General features: G+C 71.7%; 8 protein-coding genes. 4 read left to right on the plus strand and 4 right to left on the minus strand.

Annotated features, from left to right (window positions below; translation table 11 throughout):
• Positions 1 to 635: hypothetical protein (locus DSY14_RS25900; RefSeq protein WP_211719232.1), on the minus strand; the 635-nt coding region annotated here is incomplete at its 3' end.
• Between the two features lie 250 nt (positions 636 to 885).
• Here DSY14_RS25900 and DSY14_RS25905 point away from each other — a divergent pair.
• The 3 genes from DSY14_RS25905 (at position 886) to DSY14_RS25915 (ending at position 2,307) form a co-directional block, all read left to right on the plus strand.
• Positions 886 to 1,374 carry a DUF6194 family protein gene (locus tag DSY14_RS25905; protein WP_211719233.1) on the plus strand — a complete coding sequence of 163 codons (489 nt, stop codon included), beginning with the start codon at positions 886 to 888 and terminating at the stop codon, positions 1,372 to 1,374.
• A 129-nt stretch (positions 1,375 to 1,503) separates the two neighbouring features.
• Entirely contained in the window at positions 1,504 to 1,656 is a 153-nt protein-coding gene (locus DSY14_RS25910; protein ID WP_211719234.1) for a hypothetical protein, read from the plus strand.
• A 12-nt stretch (positions 1,657 to 1,668) separates the two neighbouring features.
• Positions 1,669 to 2,307 (plus strand): DsbA family protein, encoded by a 639-nt coding sequence (locus DSY14_RS25915; protein ID WP_211719235.1) that lies wholly within the window; start codon positions 1,669 to 1,671, stop codon positions 2,305 to 2,307.
• A 351-nt stretch (positions 2,308 to 2,658) separates the two neighbouring features.
• On the opposite strand, the gene DSY14_RS25920 is transcribed toward DSY14_RS25915, so the two are convergent.
• Complete coding sequence (locus tag DSY14_RS25920) at positions 2,659 to 4,266, minus strand: OmpA family protein (RefSeq protein WP_211719236.1); 1,608 nt, start codon at positions 4,264 to 4,266, stop codon at positions 2,659 to 2,661.
• 248 nt (positions 4,267 to 4,514) lie between these two features.
• Here DSY14_RS25920 and DSY14_RS25925 point away from each other — a divergent pair, with 248 nt between their 5' ends.
• Positions 4,515 to 5,003 carry an anthrone oxygenase family protein gene (locus DSY14_RS25925; protein ID WP_211719237.1) on the plus strand — a complete coding sequence of 163 codons (489 nt, stop codon included), beginning with the start codon at positions 4,515 to 4,517 and terminating at the stop codon, positions 5,001 to 5,003.
• A 347-nt stretch (positions 5,004 to 5,350) separates the two neighbouring features.
• Here DSY14_RS25925 and DSY14_RS25930 read toward each other — a convergent pair whose 3' ends face one another.
• Both DSY14_RS25930 and DSY14_RS25935 read right to left on the minus strand, forming a co-directional pair.
• The gene (locus DSY14_RS25930; protein ID WP_211719238.1) at positions 5,351 to 6,799 is read right to left on the minus strand and encodes an FAD-dependent oxidoreductase; all 1,449 of its coding nucleotides are present in this window, start codon (positions 6,797 to 6,799) and stop codon (positions 5,351 to 5,353) included.
• 71 nt (positions 6,800 to 6,870) lie between these two features.
• On the minus strand, positions 6,871 to 7,237 hold a 367-nt coding region (locus tag DSY14_RS25935), incomplete at its 5' end, for a molybdopterin dinucleotide binding domain-containing protein (protein WP_283091703.1).

Raw genomic sequence — 7,237 nt, forward strand, 5'->3', positions numbered from 1 at the left:
GGCGGTGACCGCTCGGGCGGTGCGGCGAGGTGCGTGGGCAGCGGGCGCGTGGGGTGGCCGGAGCGCCGCACCGCGGTGACGATGATGATGATCACCCCGGCCATGACCCCGGCGAAGGGCGCGAAGAGCAACGCGCTCAGGGTGCCCACCAGTCCGATCAAGGGTCCGGTGGTGGTGTCGGCGTAGGCGATCCCGTAGCTGACGTTGCCGGGCGCCCGACAGGTCAGGGTGTACTCCCCCGGTTCGTCCAGGCGGGTCATGCCGGTCATCGCCCAGGATCGTTCGGCGTCGGCGACCCGGTGGTCGAAGGTGGGGTAGCGGAAGGCGGGGAAGGTGCCGTCCGGCCCGGACAGGGTGCACGCGGTGTGGTCCGCGGTGGGCGGTGAACTGTAGAGCAGCCAGTCGGGTTCGGGGTGCCGATCGGCGTCCACCGTGAAGGTGGCCGGTCGGGTGCCCTGGGTGCGTGCGACGAAGTCGGGCGGCGAGAGCGCTTGGAGGACACCGGACACGAACATCAGCACGGCGATGCCCAGACAGAGGGGGATGAGCGCGCCGCCGACCCAGAACCACGCCCGGGAGGGGCGTGGTCGTCGGGGACCCGCGAAGGGTGTGACGGAACCGTACCGGGCGGCCATGGAACCGAGTCTCGCAGTGGGCACCCCGGTGGGGTCGGTGACGTGCCGGGCTTTTGACGGGGGTTTGTCGAACCCGTGCCCTGCCTCTGACCGGTCCCTCGGAACGGGATGTGAGGGTTCTCCGGGCGCCTGCGCTCCCTGGCAGCCGGTACAGACGCACAGGTCTCACAAAGCACTTGAATGACACACTCGAAGGTGAGGAAGGGGTGGACGCTCGGATGCCGCCTCGTGCGCAGTGGGGAGTGTGTCGGTGGACGAAGAGGAGATCATCGCCTTCGTGTCGGGGCTGGGTGCGGTGCGGGTGGACCGGGCCGGCCGGGAGAGCGGGGCACCGGAGGTGGCCTGGGGAGACACCTTCCTCACCTACGACCCCGACGGCGACGCCGACCGGCGCGGGTTCCAGCCGTTCGCGACGGTGGTGACCAAGGACTACCCCGGCTTCGACACCGCCTCGGACCTGGACGGGGAGGGGGTGTTCCGGGTCAACGTGGCGGTGGGGCGTGAGGCGTTCGCGCGGGAGTGCGGGCACGCCCCCGGTGAGCAGGCGTCGGACGGCGTGGAGATCGACCACCGTGCGTCGGACCGGGTGCTGCCGCATCCGGTCTACGCCGCCCAGGGGTGGGTGTCGGTGCGACTGCCGGGTCCGGGCACGGGCGAACGCCTGCGGGATCTGCTGCGCCTGGCGTGGGAGCGGGCGGCCGAGCGTCATCGGGCGCGTACCACGAAGCAGGAACCCTAACAAAAGTTACCAATGCTGTGAGCGGCGGGAAGCAACCGTCCTCGCCCGGTGTTGTCATCGCCGGATCGGTCCCCACGTGGGGACCGATCCGGCGCCGTCGACGGCGCACGTCGGACGGAAAGGGGCCGCATGAGCGCGAACGGCATCGAGCCGGAACAGGACGACCCGGAGCCCGCGGAAGCGGCTCCGGAGGGCGACGGTGGCGCGTTGCCTCGGGTGCACGGGCTGGTGACGTTGGGTTCCGAGGACGCGCCCGTGTGCTCGGACGGGATCTGTTTCTAAGTGGGGATGACCGTGAGAATCGAAGTGTGGTCCGACATCGTCTGCCCGTGGTGCTACATCGGCAAGCGTCGTCTGGAGAGGGCGCTGGCGTCCTTCGAGCACGCCGATGAGGTCGAGATCGTCTGGCGCAGCTTCCAGCTGGACCCGGGTTTCCCCCAAGGGGTGAGCGAGCCGGTCTACGACACCCTGGCCAAGAAGATGAGCGCCCCGCGCGAGCAGGTCAAGGCCATGACCGCCCAGGTCCAGCAGGTCGCGTCCGAGGAGGGCCTGACCTACGACTTCGAGGGCGGGGTCATGGTCAACACCTTCGACGCCCACCGCCTGACCCACCTGGCGCGTGAGCACGGATTGGGCGACGCCGCGCACGAACGGCTGATGCGCGCCCAGTTGGTGGAGGCGCGGGTGCTCAACGACCTCGACACCCTGGTCGGGTTGGCCGGCGAGATCGGACTGGACACCGAGCGGGCCCGTGCCGTGCTGTCGGGTACGGAGTACACCGAGCAGGTGCGTGAGGACATCGCCGCCGCGCAGCGGTTGGGCGCCACCGGTGTGCCCTTCTTCGTGCTGGACCGGGCGCTGGGCATCTCCGGCGCCCAGCCGTTGGAGGTCTTCTCCGACGCCCTGGAGAAGGCGCACGCCCGGCAGGCCTGACCGGCGCCCAGACGACGCCCGAGGGGGTGGCGCCACGAACGTGGCGCCACCCCCTCGTCCTGTCCGGACCCGCCCGGCGACGGTGCCGTCCCGCGCGGAAGGGCACGGTGGCCGGGCCGGAGGCGACCACCGATGCGCCGTGGTGCGTTCCAGGACCCGACCGCGTGCGGTTCGCCCAGGTCCATCGACGAGGGTCGGTCGAGGTCACCGGCGTGGGCGGGCGCTGTGACGGCCCCGCCGGTCGTGGGCCGCTGACGCGTCCCTTCCCGCGCCCTGCACGGCCCCGGGACCACGGAGGCCCCGTGACCCCCCCCGACCGGGGTCACGGGGCCTCCCCACGCGCGCGTGGCCCTACCGGATGGGCACCCCGGCGATCTCCCCGAAGGCGCCCGCGTACAGCGTCATCTCGGAGACGTCGGTGGCCGGGGCGGGGAAGACCGCCAGGGCCAGGTACTCCTCACCGGGGCTGAGGGTGTGGATCTCGTCGGCGAAGTCCTCGTACTCCTCCTCGCCGGTACGGATGCGGACCACGTAACGGATCAGGCCGGTCTCGGGCTCCTCCAGTCGGAAACCGCCCATGGTGCCCTCGGTGTACTGGGCCGGGCTGCCCGGCAACCGCGCCTCGTCACCCTCCAGGTCCGCCTCGAGGTCGCCCAGCGTGGAGTTCTGGAAACCCACCACCTGGAACAGGTAGGCGCCGTCGCGCACCAGCGGGTACACGTTCAGGTCGAGGTCGTTGTGGGAGACGGTGGTGTGGGCCTCCATGTCCTCGAAGTAGGCGGCCGGTTCGGCCACGTGCCGTTGGGCGGCGTCCAGACCGTCGGTGTCCTCGCTGTCGGAGGCGTCCAGCGGAACCTCGTAGAAGAACTCCACGCGACGGTTGCGGGCGCGGGCCTCCTCGTCGTCGTCTCCGCCCTCCTCGGCGAGCAGCTCGTCCGCACCCCGGCCTTCCGTGGTCAGCGTGAAACCGTCACCGAGCTCCTCTTCGACGAGCTCGCGCGCGGACTCGGCGCGGTTCTCCGACAGCGTCTGGTTGTGGTCGTCGGACCCGGTGCCGTCGGTGTGGCCGATGACCGTGATCTCCGTGCCCTCGGCCAGGTTCTCGCGCAGTGAGGCCGCGGTCTGCCGAATGGTCTCGGCCGCCTCATCGGTGGGTTCGGCCTCGTCCACCTCGAACATGTCGTCCGCGTGCAGAGCGATGGTCTCCTGGTCACCGGCGCGGGTGGTGGAGGCGATGTCGCTGTCCACGAAACTCTCCACGGACTGACGGTCCTCGCTCACGTCCAGACCGGACTCGGGCACGTCGTCGGGGTAGAAGATCTCGTCGGGCAGTTCGCCCTGTTCCCACGTCTCGGGATCGATGTGGTCGTAGACGTTGGGTTCGGGAGACTCGGTGAACTCGTCGACGTAGCTGATGGGGACACCGGGTACGTAGCCCAGTCCGGCTCCGGTGAAGGTGAGGGTCTCGACCTCCTCGCTGGGAGCCGGGAAGTAGCGGCGCATGGGCAGCGGCAGCCCCTCGTGGGTGGGCAGGAAGGGGTCGCCCTCCACGAAGTAGGTGCCGTAGTTCTCGCCGTGGTCGTCGTTGCTCAACACCCGCAACACCTCGCCCGAGAGCGGGTCGACCATGCGAATGGGCGCCACGGCACTGGTGACGGCGCCCGGCAGGGGCTCCAGGATGTTGTGGGTGACGTCGATCATCAGGTACTCGCCGTTGGACTCCAGCGCGTTGATGACCACCTCGAAGGCGACGTCGTTGCCGTCCTCGACGAACATGCGGCCCTGGCGGGTGAAGGGCAGCTCCTCGGCCGCGACCTCCTCGGCCTGCTCCTCGGAGCCGGCCTCCGTGGGCGCCTCGGGTTCGTCTCCGGCGGTGAGGTCGCGGACCAGACCACAGGAGCTGAGGGTCAGGCTCAGCGCCAGAGCCGCGCCGAGGGCGCCGAGGGCTCGTGGGGACATGTTCGGGGGCTCCCTTGTGCGTTCTCCGGCCGCGTTACGGCCGGAGGAGGTGTTCACTCGGCTGCTCAGACGCACGCGAGGGGCTTATGGTTCGGTCGGTCTCACGAACCGGTCCCGGCACGACGGTCCCGCACCGTCCTCTCGCGCGCGGTGGGGGGCGTTCGGGCTATGGCGTCCGGGACGTCGAGGTGCTTCGATACTCGGGGACGGGCCCCGGTGGGCGGCCCCGACCGGGAAGGGGTGTGGGCGTGGCGCACATGGTGTTCGGAGCGGTGCCGGTGTTGGCCGTGGTGCTGACCGGCCTGTTCGCCGGGTTGTTCCTGACCTTCTCGATCGCGGTGATGCCCGGACTGGCCCGGGCCGGGGACCGCGCCATGGTCGAGTCGATGCAGTGGATCAACCGAGCCATCCTCAACCCGGTGTTCGCGCTGGTGTTCGTGGGCGCCCCGGTGGCGGTGCTCGGGACGGTGGTGCTGTTCTTCGCGGCCGGCGCTTACACCGCCGTGCTGTGGTCGGGTGTCGGGCTGGCCGCTCTGGTCGCCGTCCTGGCCATCACGTTCGCGGTGAACGTTCCGCGCAACAACGCCCTGGACGCGGCGGGCCCCGTCGAACGCACGGGGGACGTGGCGGCGGTGCGGGCCGCCTTCGAGCCGGTGTGGGTGCGCTGGAACCATGTGCGCACCCTGTTGTCGGTCGCGGCGCTGGTGTGCTGCGCGGTGGCGCTGTCCCTGTACTGAACCGCGGCCGGACCGGCGCGTCTCACGGGCGCGGGACGGACCCGCGGGGCGGTCGGTGCGATCCGGGGTGCTCTGTACCTCCGAGGCGGAGTCGTCCTCGGTGGGGTTCTCCTCGGGGGTGTCCTGGCGCAGCAGGCCGCAGGAGCTCGGGAGCAGGCCCAGGACGAGTTCGGATCCGAGCACGGGGCGTCATGGTGTCAGGCTTTCCTCGATGGGGGACGCGGGTACTCTCCTGGGCGCCTGCGCCGGGGATGACCGACATCGGGTCGGACGCCATCGAGCCCCGACCGGTTCACCGGAACGGGCCGGTGGACGGTCCACCGGCCCGGAGCGGTCGAGGGCGGGTTTCAGCCCGTGGCGGTGGGCGTGGCCCGGGTGCCGCCCATCCCCTCCAACAGGGCGTCGACGTCGCGCACGCACCCTCCGCAGCCGGTCGTGGCCCGGGTGCGTTCGGCGATGGTCTCCCGTGTACGGGCCCCGTCCAACCAGGCCTGTTCGATCTCCTCCCGGCCCACCGCGTTGCATCGGCACACCAGGGCGGGGGCGGGGTTGTCCTGTTCCGTCGCGGTCGGCAACCCCTGGACCAGGGCCAACCGGTCCGAGGGCACGGGTGCGCCGGTGTCGTAGAGCTGGGACAGGGTGGCCGCGGCCTGGGGGAAGCCCAGCAGGACCGCCCCCACCACGCGGTCCTGCAGGACCGAGAGCTTGGCGTAGCGGCCGCCGTGCGGGTCGCTGACGGTGACCGTCTCCACCTCGTGGTCGGTCTCCTCCTCCTGGACACGGCCGAACGCGGTCAGTTCGATGCCCTCGGCCTTGAGGCGGGTCAGTGGCCGGGCTCCTCCGTAGCGGGCGGCCGGTTCCGCTCCGGTCAGTCGGCGGGCCAGCACCGCGGCCTGTTCCCAGCCGGGCTGGACCAGGCCCGCTCCTCCCCCGGGGTGTTGGGCACAGTCGCCGATGGCGTGGACACGCCGGTGGGAGGTGGTCAGGTGATCGTCGACCACGATGCCGTGTTCGACCTCGATTCCGGCGGCCTCGGCCAGTTCGACGTTGCCGCGCACCCCCGCGGTGACGATCAGGGCGTCGCCCGCCAGCACCCGGCCGTCGTCCAGTTCCAGGCCGTTGCCCGGGATCCAGCGGGAGGCCACGCGCCAGGAGTGCACCCGCACCCCCAGGGCCTCGTAGCGGCGGGCCAGGATGTGGGCGGCGGCCCGGTCGATCTGGCGGCGCATGATCCAGGGTGAGGACTCCACCAGGTTCACCCGGGCACCGCGCCCGACCAGCCCGCGGGCGGCCTCCAGACCCAGGACACCGCCTCCCAGGACCACCACGGGGGCGCCCGGACGCACCAGGGACAGCACCCGTTCGCAGTCGGCGAGGTCGCGTAGGGCGGCCACGCCCCGGCCCGGGAGGCCGTCGGTCCCGCTCACCCCGGGGATGGGCGGGAACGCGGCGCGGGCGCCGGTGGCCAGGACCAGTTCGTCGAAGTCCAGGGCGGTGCCGTCGTCCAGCGTGACACGGCGTGCCGTGGTGTCGACGTGGGTGGCGCTCACCCCGGTGCGGACGCTCACCCCGGGTGTGTCGGGCACGGGCAGCCGGATGTGGTCGGGGGTGTGGGTCCCGGCCAGCACACCCGAGAGCAGGACACGGTTGTAGGCGGGGTGCGGCTCGGCGCCCACCACCCGCAGGTCGACGCGGGTGCCCTCGGGGTCCAGTCGGGCGACCTCTTCCGCCAGGCGCGCGCCGACCATGCCGTTGCCGATGACCACGATCCGGCGCGGGGACGGGTGGGTGCTCAAGGTGTGCCTCCTGGTGATGCCGCCCGGGCGGCGTCGGCCGGGTGGTGCGGGTCGGGATGGGTCGGGCGTCGTCAGGGGGCCGGCTCCAGGCGCACGGCGCTGACCTTGAACTCGGGCATGCGACTGGTGGGGTCCAGGGCCGGGTTCGTGAGGTTGTTGGCGGACTGGTCCCCGGCGTAGTGGAAGGGCAGGAACACCGTGTCCAGGCGGGCGGTGGCGTCCAGCCGGACCCGGGCCAGGGTGGTCCCGCGTCGGGAGGTCAGGCGGGCCCGGTCACCGTGGGCCAGTCCGGCGCGGGCGGCCGTGTCGGGGTGCACCTCCACGTAGACCGAGGGTTCGGCCGTGCGGAGTTCGTGGACCCGGCGGGTCTGGGCGCCGGACTGGTAGTGGCCCATGAGGCGGCCGGTGGTGGCGATGAGCGGATACTCGCCGTCGGGT

The sequence above is a fragment of the Nocardiopsis sp. MG754419 genome, assembly GCF_018207095.1.
Lineage (GTDB): Bacteria > Actinomycetota > Actinomycetes > Streptosporangiales > Streptosporangiaceae > Nocardiopsis.